This window comes from Janthinobacterium sp. SUN118 (genome assembly GCF_030397695.1).
Taxonomy (GTDB): Bacteria; Pseudomonadota; Gammaproteobacteria; order Burkholderiales; family Burkholderiaceae_D; genus Janthinobacterium.
Genome location: NZ_JAPUBV010000001.1, coordinates 1,292,605 through 1,309,763 on the forward strand (window position 1 = coordinate 1,292,605; position 17,159 = coordinate 1,309,763).

A 17,159-nucleotide genomic window follows, 5' to 3' on the forward strand; every position below is an offset into this window, starting at 1 on the left:
AGCGAATTGAAAGGATCGCGCTCATATAGTGTGATCCTGATTCATGAAATTGATCAGGCATATCACTAATAACTATATCTAAGGGAGACACGTTACATGAAGAAATCCGCATTCTCGCTGGCCGCCATGGCAGTCCTGGCCGCCGCCGGCAGCGCCCAGGCCCAGTCGAACGTCACCCTGTACGGCCGCCTCGATGCCGGCATCAGCAACACCAGCAACGCCGGTCCGAACAAAAGCTCGATGACGCAAGTCAGCTCGGGCGGCATGAATACCTCGCGCTGGGGCATCCTGGGCAGCGAAGACCTGGGCGGCGGCCTGAAGGCCGTGTTCAATCTGGAAGGCGGCATCCTCGTCGACACGGGCGCCGCCGACGGCGCGCTGTTCAAGCGCCAGGCGAATGTGGGCCTGGAAGGCGCGTTTGGCCGCGTCGTGCTGGGCCGTTCGTTTACCACCGTGTACGACTTCGTGCTGCCGTTCGATCCGATGGCCTATGCGCCGTTCTATTCGTGGGCCACCTCGGCCCATGCGACGGGCCCGAGCAAGTACGGCATGACCACCGCCTTCGACAACATGGTCAAGTATTCGGGCAAGACCGGCGACTTCAACTACGGCGCGTCGTACGGCTTCGGCGAACAGACGACGGGCAGCTCGGACAGCGCCAAGCTGTCGACGGCGCTCACCTACAAGACGGGTCCCGTCAGCCTGCTGGCCACGTATGAGCAGGTCAACGGCAATGCCATCGCCGGCGGCGCGCGCGACAAGACCACCGTGTACCACCTGGGCGCCATGTATGACGACGGCCCGTGGAAGGTGCAGGCGGCGGCGCGCGACTACAAGCTCGATCCGGCCGCTGCCGGCAAGGCCGACGTGCGCGGCACCCTGTACTGGGGCGGCGTCAGCTACAAGACGACGCCGGTGATCACCCTGACCGGCGTGATCTACTACCAGGACGTGAAGAACGTGGCGGCCAACCTCGATGCGGATCCGATCATGTACGTGGCGCGCGTGCGCTATGCGCTGTCCAAGCGCACGGACCTGTACGTGGCTGGCGCCTATGCCAAGGCCAAGCACAATCAGCTGGTCAGCCTGTCGCGTGACGACGCCGGTTTCGGCGACACGCAGCGCGGCCTGATCGCCGGCATCCAGCACCGCTTCTAAGGCATGACCATGCTGCGCTCCCTGTTCCTGTCGTTGCTGTGCCTGTTGCCCGCCGTCGCGGCGGCGCAGGCGCTCGCCCCGGCCGAATGCGTGGTGCCGTCCAAGCCGGGCGGCGCCATGGATTTGACGTGCAAGCTGGCGAAGAAAGGCCTGGCGCAGGAGGGCGCAGCGGGCGTGGCCGGGGCAGCGGCAAGCCCCATGCGCATCAGCTATCTGCCCGGTGGCATCGGCGCGGTAGCCTGGCACTCGATGGTGTCGCAGCGCCGGCGCGCGGAGCCGAACACGTTGGTGGCGTTTTCGGGCGGCTCGCTGCTCAATCTGGCGCAGGGCAAGTTCGGCAATGCCAAGGCGGGCGACGTGCGCTGGGTGGCGGCGCTGGGTGCCGACTACGGCATGATCGCCGTGCGCAGCGATTCGCCGTACAAGACGCTGGGCGACCTGATCGCCGCTTTGCGCCAGCATCCGGACACGGTGCTGATCGGCGTCTCCGGCACCATCGGCAGCCAGGACTGGCTGAAGATGGCGCTGGTGGCGCGCCACGTGGGCATCGATCCGAAAGTGCTGCGTTTCGTCGCGCTCGAAGGCGGCGGCGAAGTCTTCACGGCGATGCAGGCCGACTACGTGCAGGTGGTCTCGGGCGACACGTCGGAAGCCACCCTGAACGCCAGCGCCAACCATGCGCGCGTGCTGGCGGTGTTGTCGGAGAAGCGCCTGCCCGGCGTGCTGGCCGGCGTGCCGACGGCGCGCGAGCAGGGCGTCGACGTGGTCTGGCCCATCATCCGCGGCGTCTGGATGGGGCCGCAGGTGCCCGAGGCGGATTACCAGCGCTGGGTGGCCACGTTCGACCGCGCCATGGCCACGCCGCAGTTCGCCGAATGGCGCGCGCAGGCCGGCCTGTATCCATTCGCCCTGACGGGGCCGAAGCTGACGGCGTATGTCAGGAAAGCGGTCGATGAGTATGCCAGGCAAGCCACCGAGCTTGGCCTGATGCGCTGACCGCCATTCCATTTAAAAAAATCTATTTCACAGACGGAGACAACCCCATGCAAACCAAGATCCTGCTTCAAGCCGCCATCGCCACCGCATTTGCCAGCCTGGCCGGCGCCGCGTTCGCGCAAGTGCCGCCCGGCTATCCGGCCGACTACCAGAAAATCATCGACGCGGCCAAGAAGGAAGGCAAGGTGGTGATCTACAGCGCCACCGACAGCAAGGCCGCAGCACCGTTGATCAAGGATTTCAGCGCCCTGTATCCAGGCATTTCGGTCGAATACAACGACATGAATTCCACCGAAGTGTACAACCGCTTCATTTCCGAAGTGGCGGCCGGCGGCAATACGGCCGACGTGATGTGGTCGTCGGCGATGGACTTGCAGATGCGCCTGGCCTCGGACGGCTACGCGCTGAAGTACAAATCCGTGGAAGCGGCCAAGATTCCCGGCTGGGCGATGTGGGACGACCAGGCTTACGGCACCACGTTCGAGCCGGCCGCCATCGTCTACAACAAGCGACTGCTCGATCCGAAGGAAGTGCCGAAGAACCACGACGACTTCGCCAAGCTGATCGCCACGCCGAAATTCAAGGACAAGGTCACCACCTACGACATTGAAAAATCGGGCGTGGGCTTCATGTTCATGGCGCAGGATGCCAAGGAGTACCCGCAATTTTTGGCGCTGCAAAATGCGTTTGGCACGGCCAAGGTGCGCGTGCAGTCGTCGACGGGCACCATGATGGAGCGCATCTCCTCGGGTGAAAACCTGATCGGCTACAACGTGCTGGGCTCCTATGCCCTGGTGCGCGCCAAGACCGACCCGTCGATCGGCGTGGTGCTGCCCAAGGATTACACCCTGATCCTGTCGCGCGTGCAGTTCATCAACAAGAACGCGAAGAACGTCAACGCCAGCAAGCTGTGGCTCGATTACATCCTGTCGCACCGCGGCCAGACCATCATCTCGAACGGCGCCAAGCTGTTTGCCATCCGCGCCGACGTCACGGGCGAGACCACGTCGGCTGACCTGATCAAGGAAATCGGCGCGGCCAACGTCAAGCCGATCCCCGTGCATCCGATCATCCTGCAATTTTTGGGGCCTGCCAAGCGCATGGCCTTCCTGAAGCAGTGGAAAGAAACAGCCGGCAAGAAGTAGGAACCTCCGAAAACCCATTGCGCGTCGCGATTTGCGGCCTCCGATGCTGACTGTGCATTCGCACAGCTGCGCTTCCCGGGCCAACGGGAGCGCCGAGCCTCATCGCTGCTCGCCACGGGTTTTCTGGAGTTCCCAGGCCGTCTTAGCCGCCCGCGAGCCTGGCTTGCGGGCGCACGCCGCACCCTTCATTCATTGGATTCATCATGCAAACTGCTATCTTGCCGCTGCCTGCACGGTCGCGTTCTCCCTTGTCGCGCCTGAACTGGCCGCGCGGCGTGGTCGTGGCGATCACCCTGGTCGCCATCTTCCTGCCGCTGTTCCTGATTTTTTACCAAAGCTTTTTGAACGCGCCCTTCTTCATGCCGGTGCGCGAATTCGGCTTTGACTCCTACCGTTTCATCTTCGATGATCCCGATTTTTCGATGGCCTTCAAGAATGGCCTGATGCTCGCCTTCGGCCTGACCGTCATCGCCGTGCCGCTGGGCGGCATGCTGGCCTTCCTGATGGTGCGCACGGACTTGCCCGGCCGCGGCTGGGTGGCGCCCATGCTGCTGGTGCCGATCTTTGTGTCGCCGATGGTGATGGGCTTTGGCTACGTCGTCTCGATGGGCCCCGTGGGCTTTTATTCGACCTGGGCCAAGGAGCTGCTGGGCTTCGTGCCCTGGAATATTTATTCATTCACCAGCATCGTCATCATCGCCGGCCTGACGCACGTGCCGCACGTCTACCTGTACGCCTCGTCGGCCCTGAAAAGCCTCGGTTCGGACGTGGAAGAAGCTGCCCGCGTGGCCGGCGCCTCGCCGGTGCAGGTGATGATGAACGTGTCGCTGCCGATGATCATGCCGGCGCTCGCGTATGCGGGCGTGCTGGTGTTCTTCCTCGGCTTCGAGGTGTTCGGCCTGGTGCTGGTGCTCGGCGACCCGGAAGGCCATCTGGTGCTGCCGACCTATCTGTACAAGCTGACGAACAAGCTGGGCACGCCGTCCTACCACCTGATGGCCGCCGTCGCCGTCTGCCTGGTGATGGTGACCATGCCGCTGGTGATGATACAGCGCTGGCTGCTCAAGTCGGCCAACAAGTATGTGTCGATCAAGGGCAAGGGCGCGCGCAGCAAGGCCATGCCGCTGGGCCGCTGGAAGTGGCTGGCGTTCGCGCTGCTGGCCGGCTGGCTGATCTTCACCATCATCCTGCCGCTGACGGGCATCGTGCTGCGCTCGTTCGTGCAGTACTGGGGCGAGGGCGTGCACCTGGCCGACGTGCTGACCCTGCAGCATTTCCGCGATATCTTCGACCAGCCGTCGCTGGTGCGCGGCATCGTCAACACCATCCTGATCGGCGTCGTCGGCGGTGCCCTGGCCGTGGGCTGCTACAGCTTCATCGCGCTGGCCATGCACCGCAAGCAGGATGGCATCACGCGCCTGCTCGACTACAGCGTGCTGGTGCCGCGCGCCGTGCCGGGCCTGCTGGCCGGCCTGTCCTTCCTGTGGGTGTTCCTGTTCGTGCCGGCCTGGCTCGACGGCATATTGAAAGGCATGGACAACGGCGTGGCCCTGTGGCTCAGCGGTCACGTGATTCCCGTGCTGCGCGAACTGCGTTCGACCATCTTCGCCCTGTGGCTCGCGTATTCGGTGGTGTGGATGGCCTACGGCATGCGCCTGATTTCCACCGCGCTGCTGCAGGTGGGGCCGGAACTGGAAGAGGCGGCGCGCGCCGTCGGCGCCAGCCGCGGCCAGGTGACGCGCGACGTCACCCTGCCGCTGATCAAGTACGGTTTGCTGGGCGCCTGGCTGATGGTGTTCCTGATCTTCGAGCGCGAATACTCGACCGGCGTGTACCTGCTGTCGCCGGGCACGGAAGTGATCGGCGCCATGCTGGTATCGCTGTGGGCGGGCGGCTCGACCGACCTGGTGGCGGCGCTGTCCTTCATCAACATCACCCTGGTGGCCATCGGCCTGGGCATCGCGCTGCGCTTTGGCGTGAAGTTACATAACTAATTAGAGACTGAGACAAGATCATGAATGAACTGACCGTCAATGAACTGCACCTGGACTATGGCACCGGCGCCTCCGCCAACCCCATCCTGAAGGGGGTCTCGATGCACCTGAAAAAAGGCGAAGTGGTCGCCTTGCTGGGGCCTTCGGGCAGCGGCAAGACCACCTTGCTGCGCGCCGTGGCCGGACTGGAAAGCCCGAAGGCGGGCACCATCGAGATCGGCGAGCGCAATGTCTACGACGGCGCGAAGCACTTCGAGATGCCTGCCGAGCAGCGCAACCTGGGCCTGGTGTTCCAGTCGTACGCGCTGTGGCCGCACAAGACCGTCTTCGACAACGTCGCCTACGGCCTCAAGCTGCGCAAGATGGGCACGGCCGATATCGCCGGGCGCGTGAAGGAAGTGCTGACGCAGCTGGGCCTGGGACATCTGGGCGAGCGCTATCCGCATCAGCTGTCCGGCGGCCAGCAGCAGCGCGTGGCGATCGCCCGGGCGCTGGTGTACAACCCGCCCGTGATCCTGCTCGACGAACCGCTGTCGAACCTCGACGCCAAGCTGCGCGAGGAGGCGCGGGCGTTCCTGCGCGAACTGATCGTGCGCCTGGGCCTGTCCGCGCTGATGGTGACGCATGACCAGGGCGAGGCGATGGCCATTTCCGACCGCATCCTGTTGCTCAATAACGGCAAGATCGAGCAGCAGGGCACGCCGCAAAGCATGTATGAAACGCCCGATACCCTGTTCACGGCGGAATTCATGGGCAGTAACAACCGCCTGCCCGGCAAGGTGGTGCAGCGCGACGGCAACGCCGTGCGCCTGCTGGTCGACGGCGCCGCCATGCAGGGCGTGGCGCGCGGCGCCAACGTCGGTGCCGAAGTCACTACCATGATCCGCGTCGAGGAAGTGAAAATCAGCGCCACCCCGGTGGACAACGCCATCGAGCTGCCGCTGCTGACCTGCATGTACCTGGGCGACCGCTGGGAATGCCTGTTCGAGCGCGGCGGCGCCGAGAACATCAGCCTGCGCGCGTATTCGCGCCACAAGCTGGAAGCGGGCAAGTACTGGCTGCATATGCCCGCCGATAAGCTCTGGGTGTTTTAACGGCAGGGCGCCGGCCTGGCCGGCGCCCCCTAAGCACCGGCGCCGCCACCGTCACGACCGGCGCCCTGCGCGCCATGGCCTTGCCGCGCCTGCCTGCATGGCGCGCGCGGGCCGGTTCTTCGCCGGCATCGCCCCGGGCCGCCGTTCCAGCCCCGATTTCCTGCATGCCGCTCCCCGCCACCTGGCCGGCGCCGACTTCTGCAGCGCCTTGATGCTGATGCCGGCCGTCGCCTTTCTGCCCCGTTGCACAGAGTGGCAAGCCACCCAGGCACGCTCATGCTGGTCCTATTCCCCGCTGCTATTGCCGATCGCTCCATTCTTCTCCATGGCGGAAAGGTGACGCCGCCAGAGTTGAATCTGTTGGCGGCCATGGGCATAAAGCAAGCGCTCTATATTGTTACTGCAGCGTAGCCGGTGTAATCCTCGCTGACATATGTGGAGGGCATCGTGGCATGCCGCGTGGCGGGAATGGGGGATGCCAGTTTTTTGGGATTTTGTATAGACGGCGCGCTGGCCGGTGGCGTCCGATGCCCGCGTTTGCCGCGCCACCGCGCCATGCTGTGCGTGTTATCTAAAAACAACGCTCTCGTGGTCGTAAAAGAGCGCTTCTTTTTATTGTTGATAAAAAAGCCTCTTTTTTGAGAATGCAGCTTGTTTGCTGGCGAGCGACGCTTTTTTCCTCGGAAGATAATAGATGGGATGTTACAAATAGTAACTGGGGCGGCGTATTCCGTAAAACAGGGTTTTAGGCTCCCCATTTAAAAAGTTGCCGCAGGGCCATTTATTTTAGTTATTTTGACTTCCTTAGTTTATAATTTGAAAAGAACGCCGGCGGGGCTTTTTGCGCAGTTTTGACGTGAGTTCGCCCTTTTTTTGAGCTCAGGAAAATGCATATGCGCACCGATGGTGTCCGTTTTTCAATTGTCAGACATGCCGCCTGGGCGCCAGGCCTGGAAACGCAGCAGCAGTGGCAGGCGTGGGCGCAAAGCACCTTGCCCGTTGCGCCGATTGCCGTCGCCGGCGAGCCTGGCGTGCGCGCGATGGCGCCGATGCTGCGCCGCCGCGCCGGCCAGCTGGGCAAGATGGCACTCGAAGTGGCGTACGCCTGCCTGGGCGAACAGCGCGATATTCCGTTGGTCTTTTGCTCGCGCCATGGCGAGGTGGCGCGCGCCGTCGAACTGTTGTCGGCGCTGGCCCAGGGCGAGCCCTTGTCGCCGACCGCGTTCGGCATGGCCGTGCACAATGCCAGCGCCGGCCTGTTTTCCATCGCCCGCGCCGATACGGCGAACCAGCTGGCTGTCGCCGCCGGTGCCGCCAGCCTCGAGGCCGCAGTGATCGAGGCGTGCAGCCTGCTGGCCGATGGCGCGGCGCAGGTATTGCTGGTGCTGGCGGAGTGTCCCTTGCCGGTTCCATTCGAGGCCTTTGAAGATTGCCATGAGCAGCCGCATGCATTTGCCTGGCTGCTGCAGGCCGAGGCTGCCCCGCACACGGGTTTTGGCCTGACGTGGCGCGCCCGCGGCAGCGACGACGCGTTGCCGGTGGCGGCCGATGCCATGCCCGGCAGTCTGGCCGTGCTGCGTTTCATGCTGGGCGAAGCCCGCGTGTTCGAACATGCGGCCAACCGCCAGACCTGGCGCTGGAGCCGCCATGCATAAGCTGGGGGCTGTACGCGCCGGCCTGTCGATAGCCTGGCGCACCATCGCGACCGCATTCAGTTTTGCCGCTTTTGGCCTGGGCGGCTTGCTGTTGCGCGTGCTGGTGTTCCCCTTGTTGCAGTTGCTGGTATGGCGGCGCGAAACGCGCATTGCCTGCGCGCGCGCCGTCATCCGCTGGAGCTTCCGGTTTTATATCGGACTGATGCGTTTTCTCGGCGTGCTGCGCTACGACTTGCGCGGTCTCGACAAGCTGGAGCGGGGCGGCTTGCTGATCCTGGCCAATCATCCGACCCTGATCGACACGATTTTCCTGATGGCGTATGTCAGGCAGGCCGATTGCATCGTCAAGTCCGATTTGTGGAACAACCCGTTTACGGGCGGTCCCGTGCGCGCGGCAGGCTATATCAACAATACGGGCGGCGCCGAACTGGTGGACGCTTGCCTGGCATCGCTGGCACGCGGCAACAACCTGATCATTTTCCCGGAAGGCACGCGCACGCCACGCAGCGGCGAGGTGGTGCTGAAGCGGGGCGCGGCGAATATCGCCGTGCGCGGCCGCCGCGACGTGACGCCCGTGCTGATCCGCTGCCTGCCCAGGACCCTGGGCAAGGGCGAGCCGTGGTGGCGCGTGCCGGCCCGCCGCGCGCATTTCGAGATCGCCGTGCAGGACGACCTGGCGATCGACGAGTTTACCGGCGGTGGCGCCAGCGACGTGATGGCGGCGCGCACCTTGACCACTCATCTGCAACATTACTTTAGCGGGAAACAGGAACAACATGCTTGAACAAGAAGTGAAGGAACTGATCATCGAGGCGCTGCAACTGGAAGACATGAGCGCTGCCGATATCGATACGGATGCGCCCCTGTTTGTCGAGGGCCTGGGACTCGATTCGATCGATGCGCTGGAACTGGGCGTCGCCCTGCAAAAAAAATACGGCATTTCCCTGTCGGCCGATTCGGCCGATACGCGCCGCCACTTTGCCTCGGTACGGGCGCTGGCGGCCATGGTTGACACTCACAGAAAGAAGTAAGGAGCAGCAAAATGGTAGATATGAGCGCAATGAGCCGCGATGAACTGTACGCGTGGGTAGTCCAACTGCTGGCTGAAATGTTCGAGCTGGACCCGGCGGCCCTGACGCCGCAGTCGAATCTGTATGCGGAACTCGATATCGACAGCATCGACGCGGTCGACCTGGCGGTCAAGTTGAAGCAGTTGACGGGCAAGCGCCTGCAGCCGGAAGTGTTCAAGACCATCCGCACGATCGACGACGTGGTCGAGGCGCTGCGCGCGATGTCGGCGACGGAACAGGCGGCATAACGCGTGCTGCTCAATGCCGTCGCGTTGCTGCTGACCGTACTGTATCCGCTGGCGATCTGGTTCGGTCACGGCCAGGTCGAGCCGCGCTGGCTGGCGCTGCTGCTGTTGCTGGCCGCCGCCTGCCGCCTGCCCGCGCTGAAGCTGCAGCGCGCCGCGCGCTGGTCGGTGGCCGCCGCGCTGCTGCTGGCCGCCATCGCCCTGTGGAGCAACCTGCTGCTGCCGCTGAAACTGTATCCGGTGCTCGTCAACGCCGTCTTGCTGGCGACCTTCGGCTACAGCCTGTGGGCGCCGCCGTCGGTGGTGGAGCGCCTGGCGCGCCTGCGCGAGAAGGATTTTCCACCCGCGGCCGTGCGCTATACGCGCCGCGTGACGCAGGTCTGGTGCGGTTTCTTCATCGTCAATGGCGGCATCGCGCTGGGCACGGCGCTGTGGGCCAGCGAAGCCGTCTGGTCGCTGTACACGGGCGTCATCGCCTATGTCCTGATGGCCCTGTTATTTGGCGGCGAGTATCTCGTCCGCCTGCGTTTTAAGCGTTTGCACCATGTCTGAATCCTCGTTGCCGGAAGTACCCGTGCCTGAAACACGTTCGCCGATTTCCCCGCTGGCGCGCCTGGCGCTGGCCATGCATGGCCGCCCGCCAGCCATGCCAATCGGCTGGCGCGATGGCGCCATGCTCGATCACGCGCATGTTGCCGCGCGCATGGCGGCGTGGGCCGATCTGCTGGAGCGCCAGGCAGGCCGCCATTTCGCCCTGTACCTGGACGACAGCATCGAGTTTGGCGCCGCCTTGCTGGGCGCCTGGCAGGCGGGCAAGACCATCTGGCTGACGGCCGATACCTTGCCGGCCAGCTGCGCTTCGCTGGCCGCGTCCGTGGATGGCTTTCTGGGGCAGTTCCCGGCCGCGCATGCGCCGTTGCCCCTGCCAGCGGACAGCCTGGCCGAGCGCGCATGGACAGTGCTCGCCGACGATTTTCCGGCGCTGGTGGTGTACACCTCCGGCAGCACGGGCGCGGCGCAGGCCATTCCGAAAAAACTCTCGCAACTGGCCAGCGAAGTGGCCACGCTGGAGCAGCTGTTTGGCGAACACGCCGATGGCGCCGCCGTCGTCGCCACCGTCTCGCACCAGCATATCTACGGCTTGCTGTTCAAGGTGTTGTGGCCGTTGGCCGCCGGGCGCGCCGTGCATGCGCACAGCGTGGATTATCCGGAGCAGCTGGCGGCCTTGCTGGCGCGCGGCCCGTGCGTGCTGGCCGCCAGTCCCGCGCACCTGAAGCGCCTGCCGGAACACCTCGACTGGTCCGGCGCGCGCGCGCAGCTGCGCGCCGTGTTTTCGTCGGGCGGTCCGCTGGCCCTGGACAGCGCGCTGGCGGCGGGCAATCTGCTTGGCCGCGTGCCGCGCGAAATCTATGGCAGTTCGGAGACGGGCGGCGTGGCCTGGCGCCAGCGCGCGCCGGAGCGCCCTGACGACGAAAGCTGGCAGGGCTTTCCCGGCGTGGACTGGCGTTTGCTGGACGACGGCGCGCTGGAAGTGCGCTCGGCGCACCTGGCCGATGATGGCTGGCTAGGCCTGGCGGACCGCGCGCGGCAAACGGCGCCAGGGCGCTTCCAGCTGCTGGGGCGCAGCGACCGCATCGTGAAGATCGAGGAAAAACGCATTTCGCTGAGCGCCATCGAGGCGGCCTTGCTGGCCACGCCGCTGGTGACGGATGCGCGCGTGCTGCTGTGCGACGCGCCGGCGGGCGAGCGCCAGAAGGTGGCGGCCTTTATCGTCTGCAGCGCCGCCGGTCGCGCGCTGCTCGACGCCGAAGGCAAGCTGGCCCTGAATCGCCAGCTGCAACTGGCGCTGGGCGGCCAGGTCGACGCCGTCGCCTTGCCGCGCCGCTGGCGCTACCTGGAGCAACTGCCCATCAATGCGCAGGGCAAGACGACGCAGGCGCTGCTGCTGGCCCTGCTGGCGCCGGTGGACAAGCCGCCGCGCCTGCCGCATGCGCAGCTGCTCGAGCGCTCGGCCGAGGGCGAGACGCCACGGCTGCTGCTCGAGCTGCGGGTGCCCGCGAACCTGTTTTATTTCGACGGCCATTTCACGGACGCGCCCTTGCTGCCTGGCGTGGTGCAGGTGGAGTGGGCGCTGCACTTTGCGCGCCAGCACCTGGAATTGCCCGCGCATTTCCGCGCCATGCACGCCTTGAAATTCCAGCAGCCGGTGCTGCCGGACCGTCCCGTGCGGCTGGCGCTCGAATATGACGCGCTCAAGGCCAGCCTGCAGTTTCGCTATCTGTCGGACGCTGGCCAGCATGCCAGCGGCCGCATCCTGTTTCACCCGAATGCCGCTGCCGTTCCCGGTGGCGGCGCCGATACACCCACTCCAGCAGCGAGCGCATGTTAGATAAAAAATTCTCACCCGAACGCCAGACCGCCTTTGCCGCCCGTTTCGAGGCGCAAAAAATCGCTTTCGGCCCCGTCGTCTTTCAATGCGTGCGCTATGCGTGGAAACGCGGCATGCTGCAGGCACTGGCCGACACGGGCCACAGCGGCCTGACGATCGCCGACATGGCTGCCAGCGGCCGCTGGACCGAGTATGCGTTGAAAGTGGCGCTGGAGTCGTGCCTGTCGGCCGGCGTCGTATCGCTGCGCGACGGCGCGTATGTGCTCGACAAGGTAGGATTTTGCATGCTGACGGACAGCATCACCCAGGTCAACCTGGACTTCATGCATGACGTCTGCTACCAGGGCTTGTTCGACCTCGACCGCTCGCTTGACGCCGAGCAGCCATTGGGGCTGGCCGCGCTGGGCGACTGGCCAACCTTGTACCAGGGCTTGTCGGCGCTGTCGGAACCGGCCAAGGGCAGCTGGTTCGCCTTCGACCACCATTATTCGGACACCTCGTTCCCCGAGATTTTCCCGGACGTCTTCGCCACGGCGCCGCGCCGCATCATGGATATCGGCGCCAATACGGGCAAGTTCGCCAGCGCGGCGCTGGCCTACCATGCAGGCGTGGAACTGCACCTGGTCGACCTCGAGCGCCAGCTGGCGGTGGCCGAGCGGACACTGACTGACGCTGGCGTGCGCGAGCGGGCCCATTTGCACGCCTGCGACCTGCTCGACGACGCGGCGCCGCTGCCGCCCGGCATGGACCTGATCTGGATGAGCCAATTCCTCAGCTGCTTTTCCGAGCCGGCCATCGCCAGCATCCTGCGCCGCGTGGCGCAGGCGCTGGGGCCGAACGGCCAGGTGCTGATCATGGACACCTTCTGGGACCGCCAGCAATACGATATCGCCGCCTACTGCCTGATCAACACGTCGCCGTACTTCACGGCCATGGCCAGCGGTAACAGCAAGATTTACCAGAGCGCCGACTATATCCGCCTGGCGCAGGAGGCCGGCCTGGAATTGCTGACCACGCGCGACGGCATCGGCTATTGCCACTCGCTGCTGCGCTTTGGCCGCGCCGGAGCCCGCGGTGACTGAAGTGCGTTTTCATCCCTGCATCGTGATCCCCGTGTTCAACCATGAGCATGCGATCGGCGCCGTGGTGGAGCGCCTGCTGCCGCACGGCGTGCCGCTGATCCTCGTCGACGACGGCAGCCTTGACGCCGGCGCGCGCACCCTGGATGCGCTGGCCGCCGCGCATCCGACGCGCGTGACCCTGCTGCGCCACGCGCGCAACCAGGGCAAGGGCGGGGCGGTCTTGACGGGCTGCCGCCACGCGCATGCGCAAGGCCACAGCCATGCGCTGCAGATCGACGCGGACGGCCAGCACGAGACGGACGATGTGCCGCGCTTCCTGGCGCAGGCGCAGGCCACGCCGACGGCGGTGGTGGTCGGCTATCCCGTGTACGACGCCTCGGTGCCGAAGGCGCGCTACTACGGCCGCTATGCGACGCATGTCTGGGTGTGGATCAATACCCTGTCGCTGCAGATCCGCGATTCCATGTGCGGCTTCCGCGTCTATCCGCTGGCGCCTTTCATGGTACTGGCAGAGAGGCGTCAGCTGGGGCAGCGCATGAATTTCGACACCGACGTGCTGGTGCGCCTGTACTGGGATGGACTGGAGATGGCGAACCTGCCCACGAAGGTTGGCTATCCCAGCGACGGCGTCTCGCATTTCGAGCTGTGGCGCGACAACGTGCTGATTTCGTGCATGCATGCGCGCCTGTTCTTCGGCATGCTGTGGCGCGCGCCGCGCCTGCTGGCACGCCACTGGCGCGCGCGATGACGACGGCGTCGCACCAGCCGCGCGGACACTGGTCCGACTTTAACGAAATCAGCTTCGTGGCCGGCATGCGCCTGCTGTTCTGGATCTGCCGCGTCTTCGGCCGCTGGCCATTTCGCATCGTGCTGTACCCGGTGCTGGCCTGGTACGTGCTGACGCATGCCCGCGCGCGCCGCGTCTCGCGTGCGTATCTGCAGCGCGTCGCGGCCTGCGGCGGCTCGGCGAATCTGAGCGTGCTGCGGCATTTTGCCGCGTTTGCGGAAACCATCCTCGACAAGATGCTGCTGTGGGGCGGGCTGTACGACACGCGCAGCGTGAGTCTGCACGGCGTCGATGGCGAAGACGGCGTGAATCGCTGTCTGGATGAGGGGCGCGGCGCCTTGCTGGTGTGCGCCCACCTGGGCAACCTCGATCTGTGCCGCGTGCTGTCGCAGCGCAATGCGCGCCTGAAGCTGACGGTGCTCGTGCATACGCGCCACGCGCAGGCGTTCAACCGCATGCTGGAGCGCCTGAACCCCGACAGCCAGCTCAATCTCATGCAGGTGACGGAAATCACGCCGGCCACGGCCATGTTGCTGGCCGAGAAAGTGGCGCAGGGCGAGTTCGTGGTGATCGCCGGCGACCGCATTCCCGTCTCGCCCCAGCCGCGCGTGGCCGTGGCGCCGTTCCTGGGGCAGGCGGCCGCATTCCCGGTCGGCCCGTACGTGCTGGCCAGCGTGCTGCAATGCCCCGTGTATTTGCTGTTTTCGATGCGCATCGGCCAGCGCTCGGAAATTCATTTCGAACTGTTCCGCGAGTCCTTGCATTTGCCGCGCAAATCGCGCGAGCCCATGCTGGACGAACTGGCCGCCGCCTACGCGGCGCGGCTGCAGCACCACTGCCTGCGCGCGCCGCTGGAATGGTTCAATTTTTACGATTTTTGGCAACTCCCCGATACTTCAAGACTGGATACTCCCGATGCACCTCGCTGACCTGAAAAACACCCGGCGCGCCGTCCGCTTCGACCGCGAGCGCCTGCGCATCGAAGACATTACCGATATCGCGCATGGCCGGGCCAGCGCCGAACTCTCCAGCGACCCGGTCTTTCGTGCGGCAATCGCGCGCGGCGCCGATTTCCTCGACCGCCTGCTGCGCGAGGATGGCACCATCTATGGCGTGACCACCGGCTACGGCGATTCGTGCACGGTGACCGTGCCGCCGGAACTGGTGGCCGAGTTGCCGCACCACCTGTACACCTATCACGGCTGCGGCCTCGGCGAATTCTTCACGCCGGCGCAGACGCGCGCCATCATGGCCACGCGCCTGGCGTCGCTGAGTAAAGGATTTTCCGGCGTCAGCGTGGAACTGCTGGCGCAGATCGCGCGCCTGCTCGACGCCGGCCTGCTGCCGCTGATTCCATCGGAAGGGTCGGTCGGCGCCAGCGGCGACCTGACGCCCCTGTCCTACCTGGCGGCGGTGCTGTGCGGCGAGCGCGAAGTGTGGCGCGACGGCGTACAGGTGCCGGCGGAGCAGGCGCTGCGCGAAGCGGGCATCACGCCGCTGCGCCTGCGGCCGAAGGAAGGCCTGGCGATCATGAACGGCACGGCCGTCATGACGGCGCTGGCCTGCCTGGCGTATGAGCGTGCCGAATACCTGACGCGCCTGACGACGCGCATCACGGCCATGGCCTCGTTCGCGCTCGACGGCAATGCGCATCACTTCGATGAAACCCTGTTTTCCGTCAAGCCGCATCCGGGCATGCAGCAGGTGGCGGCCTGGCTGCGCGCCGATTTGCCCACCGATTCCTGGGAACGCAACGGCAAGCGCCTGCAGGACCGCTATTCGATCCGCTGCGCGCCGCACGTGATCGGCGTGCTGGCCGACGCCTTGCCGTGGCTGCGCTCGTCCATCGAGAATGAGCTCAACAGCGCCAACGACAATCCCATCATCGACGCCGAAGGCGAGCGCGTGCTGCATGGCGGCCATTTCTACGGCGGCCATATCGCCTTCGCCATGGACAGCATGAAGAACACGGTGGCCAACCTGGCCGACTTGCTGGACCGCCAGATGGCCTTGCTGGTCGACAGCCGCTACAACCAGGGCTTGCCGGCGAACCTGTCGGGCGCCACGGGACCGCGCGCGGCCATCAACCACGGCTTGAAGGCACTGCAGATCAGCGCCTCCGCCTGGACGGCCGAAGCGCTGAAACTGACCATGCCGGCCTCGGTGTTTTCGCGCTCGACCGAATGCCATAACCAGGACAAGGTCAGCATGGGCACCATCGCCGCGCGCGACTGCCTGCGCGTGCTGGAACTGTGCGAGCAGGTCGCTGCGGCCCTGCTGATCACGGTGCGCCAGGGCGTCTGGCTGCGCTGCAAGGTCAATCCCGACGTGCCGCCGCAAGCGGCGCTGGCAGCGATGCTGGAGGCGCTGGCCGCCGATATCGCGCCCGTCGAGGAAGACCGCCGTCTCGATCCGGAGCTGCGCGTGCTGCTCGAACGCATGCGCGCCCAGGCCTGGCCGTTGTACGGAGCCGGCAATGACTGAGACGCATAAGGTGCGCGGCAAGAGGGCCACGCCCAGCCGCTGGCATGCCGAAGTGGAGATGCAGGTGCAGTTCTTCGACCTGGATCCGATGGAAATCGTCTGGCATGGCCGCTACGTCAAATACCTCGAAGTGGTGCGCTGCGCGCTGCTTGACAGCATCGGCTACAACTATGTCGACATGAAGGCGTCCGGCTATGCCTGGCCCGTGATCGACATGCATTTGCGCTATGTGGCGCCCGCGACGTTCGGCCAGCGCCTGACCTTGCGCGCCGACCTGGTGGAGTGGGAAGACCGCTTGAAGATCGAGTACCTGGTCAGCGACAGCGCGACGGGCAAGCGCCTGAACCGCGCCAGCACGACGCAGGTGGCCGTCGACATCGCCAGCGGCGAGATGTGCTTTGCCTCGCCGCCGATACTGTTTGAAAAATTGGGATTGAAGGCCGTATGAAAAAACATATCAAAGTCCTGCTGGCGGGTTTGTGCCTGATGGCGATGGCGCCGCTGCATGCCGCCGCACCCGTGGCGAAGATCGAGGCCATGCTGGCCAAGCCGCATCAGCTGTGCGGCCGCTTTGACCAGAGCAAGCAGCTGGCGGGCATGAAGAAGGCGCTGGCGTCGAATGGCCGCTTTTGCGTGGTGGCCGGCAAGGGCGTGCTGTGGCGCACCTTGCAGCCGTTTCCGAATACCCTGCGCCTGACGCGCGACGAGATCGTGCATTTCCAGGGCGAGCGCGTGGCCATGCGCCTCGATGCGAAGACGGAGCCGGTGGTCAAGATGATCAACAGCGTGCTGTTTTCGCTGCTGGCCGGCGACCTGGCGCAGCTCGACACCCTGTTTGAAGTGGATGGCAGCATCGATGGCGGCACCTGGCAGGTGGCGCTGAAGGCGCGCCAGCCGGCGCTGGCCAAGGCGATCGGCAGCATCCGCCTCGATGGCGGCGCTTTCGTGAAAAACATCAGCATCAGCGAGGCGAGCGGAGACCGCACCAGCATCGTGTTCTCGGCGATTGAAACGGGACCGGCCGCCATCACGCCACAAGAGGCGGCCCTGTTTTGACTTC

General features: G+C 65.2%; 17 protein-coding genes. All 17 read left to right on the forward strand.

Going from position 1 to position 17,159, the window contains the following annotated elements; translation table 11 throughout:
- Positions 1–96: 96 nt before the first annotated feature.
- Complete coding sequence (locus tag O0880_RS05865; protein ID WP_289885571.1) at positions 97–1,158, forward strand: porin; 1,062 nt, start codon at positions 97–99, stop codon at positions 1,156–1,158.
- Between the two features lie 3 nt (positions 1,159–1,161).
- A complete protein-coding gene (locus O0880_RS05870) occupies positions 1,162–2,154 on the forward strand; it encodes a tripartite tricarboxylate transporter substrate-binding protein (protein WP_289885572.1) in 993 nt (330 codons plus the stop codon).
- Positions 2,155–2,201: 47 nt separating this feature from the next.
- Positions 2,202–3,299 carry an ABC transporter substrate-binding protein gene (locus O0880_RS05875; protein ID WP_071322585.1) on the forward strand — a complete coding sequence of 366 codons (1,098 nt, stop codon included), beginning with the start codon at positions 2,202–2,204 and terminating at the stop codon, positions 3,297–3,299.
- A gap of 203 nt (positions 3,300–3,502) precedes the next feature.
- Positions 3,503–5,293, forward strand: a complete 1,791-nt coding sequence (locus tag O0880_RS05880) for an iron ABC transporter permease (protein ID WP_289885573.1) — start codon at positions 3,503–3,505, stop codon at positions 5,291–5,293.
- Positions 5,294–5,313: 20 nt separating this feature from the next.
- Complete coding sequence (locus O0880_RS05885) at positions 5,314–6,387, forward strand: ABC transporter ATP-binding protein (RefSeq protein ID WP_289885574.1); 1,074 nt, start codon at positions 5,314–5,316, stop codon at positions 6,385–6,387.
- An 893-nt stretch (positions 6,388–7,280) separates the two neighbouring features.
- Entirely contained in the window at positions 7,281–8,042 is a 762-nt protein-coding gene (locus O0880_RS05890; RefSeq protein WP_289885576.1) for a beta-ketoacyl synthase chain length factor, read from the forward strand.
- A complete protein-coding gene (locus O0880_RS05895) occupies positions 8,035–8,826 on the forward strand; it encodes a lysophospholipid acyltransferase family protein (RefSeq protein WP_289885577.1) in 792 nt (263 codons plus the stop codon). The genes O0880_RS05890 and O0880_RS05895 overlap by 8 nt, the downstream gene beginning before the upstream one ends.
- Positions 8,819–9,073, forward strand: a complete 255-nt coding sequence (locus O0880_RS05900) for a phosphopantetheine-binding protein (protein ID WP_071322591.1) — start codon at positions 8,819–8,821, stop codon at positions 9,071–9,073. The genes O0880_RS05895 and O0880_RS05900 overlap by 8 nt, the downstream gene beginning before the upstream one ends.
- A gap of 29 nt (positions 9,074–9,102) precedes the next feature.
- Positions 9,103–9,360: an acyl carrier protein gene (locus O0880_RS05905; protein WP_071322592.1), complete on the forward strand. Its 258-nt coding sequence runs from the start codon at positions 9,103–9,105 to the stop codon at positions 9,358–9,360.
- Between the two features lie 3 nt (positions 9,361–9,363).
- A complete protein-coding gene (locus O0880_RS05910) occupies positions 9,364–9,909 on the forward strand; it encodes a hypothetical protein (protein ID WP_289885578.1) in 546 nt (181 codons plus the stop codon).
- Positions 9,902–11,746 carry an AMP-binding protein gene (locus tag O0880_RS05915; protein ID WP_289885579.1) on the forward strand — a complete coding sequence of 615 codons (1,845 nt, stop codon included), beginning with the start codon at positions 9,902–9,904 and terminating at the stop codon, positions 11,744–11,746. Before O0880_RS05910 ends, O0880_RS05915 begins: the two co-directional genes overlap by 8 nt.
- Complete coding sequence (locus O0880_RS05920; RefSeq protein ID WP_289885580.1) at positions 11,740–12,828, forward strand: class I SAM-dependent methyltransferase; 1,089 nt, start codon at positions 11,740–11,742, stop codon at positions 12,826–12,828. Before O0880_RS05915 ends, O0880_RS05920 begins: the two co-directional genes overlap by 7 nt.
- Complete coding sequence (locus O0880_RS05925; RefSeq protein WP_289885581.1) at positions 12,821–13,576, forward strand: glycosyltransferase family 2 protein; 756 nt, start codon at positions 12,821–12,823, stop codon at positions 13,574–13,576. Before O0880_RS05920 ends, O0880_RS05925 begins: the two co-directional genes overlap by 8 nt.
- A complete protein-coding gene (locus O0880_RS05930) occupies positions 13,573–14,544 on the forward strand; it encodes an acyltransferase (protein ID WP_289885582.1) in 972 nt (323 codons plus the stop codon). Before O0880_RS05925 ends, O0880_RS05930 begins: the two co-directional genes overlap by 4 nt.
- Entirely contained in the window at positions 14,531–16,099 is a 1,569-nt protein-coding gene (locus O0880_RS05935; protein ID WP_071322596.1) for an aromatic amino acid ammonia-lyase, read from the forward strand. Before O0880_RS05930 ends, O0880_RS05935 begins: the two co-directional genes overlap by 14 nt.
- Positions 16,092–16,547 (forward strand): acyl-CoA thioesterase, encoded by a 456-nt coding sequence (locus O0880_RS05940; RefSeq protein WP_071322597.1) that lies wholly within the window; start codon positions 16,092–16,094, stop codon positions 16,545–16,547. The genes O0880_RS05935 and O0880_RS05940 overlap by 8 nt, the downstream gene beginning before the upstream one ends.
- Complete coding sequence (locus tag O0880_RS05945) at positions 16,544–17,155, forward strand: outer membrane lipoprotein carrier protein LolA (RefSeq protein ID WP_289885583.1); 612 nt, start codon at positions 16,544–16,546, stop codon at positions 17,153–17,155. The genes O0880_RS05940 and O0880_RS05945 overlap by 4 nt, the downstream gene beginning before the upstream one ends.
- Positions 17,156–17,159: the final 4 nt, after the last annotated feature.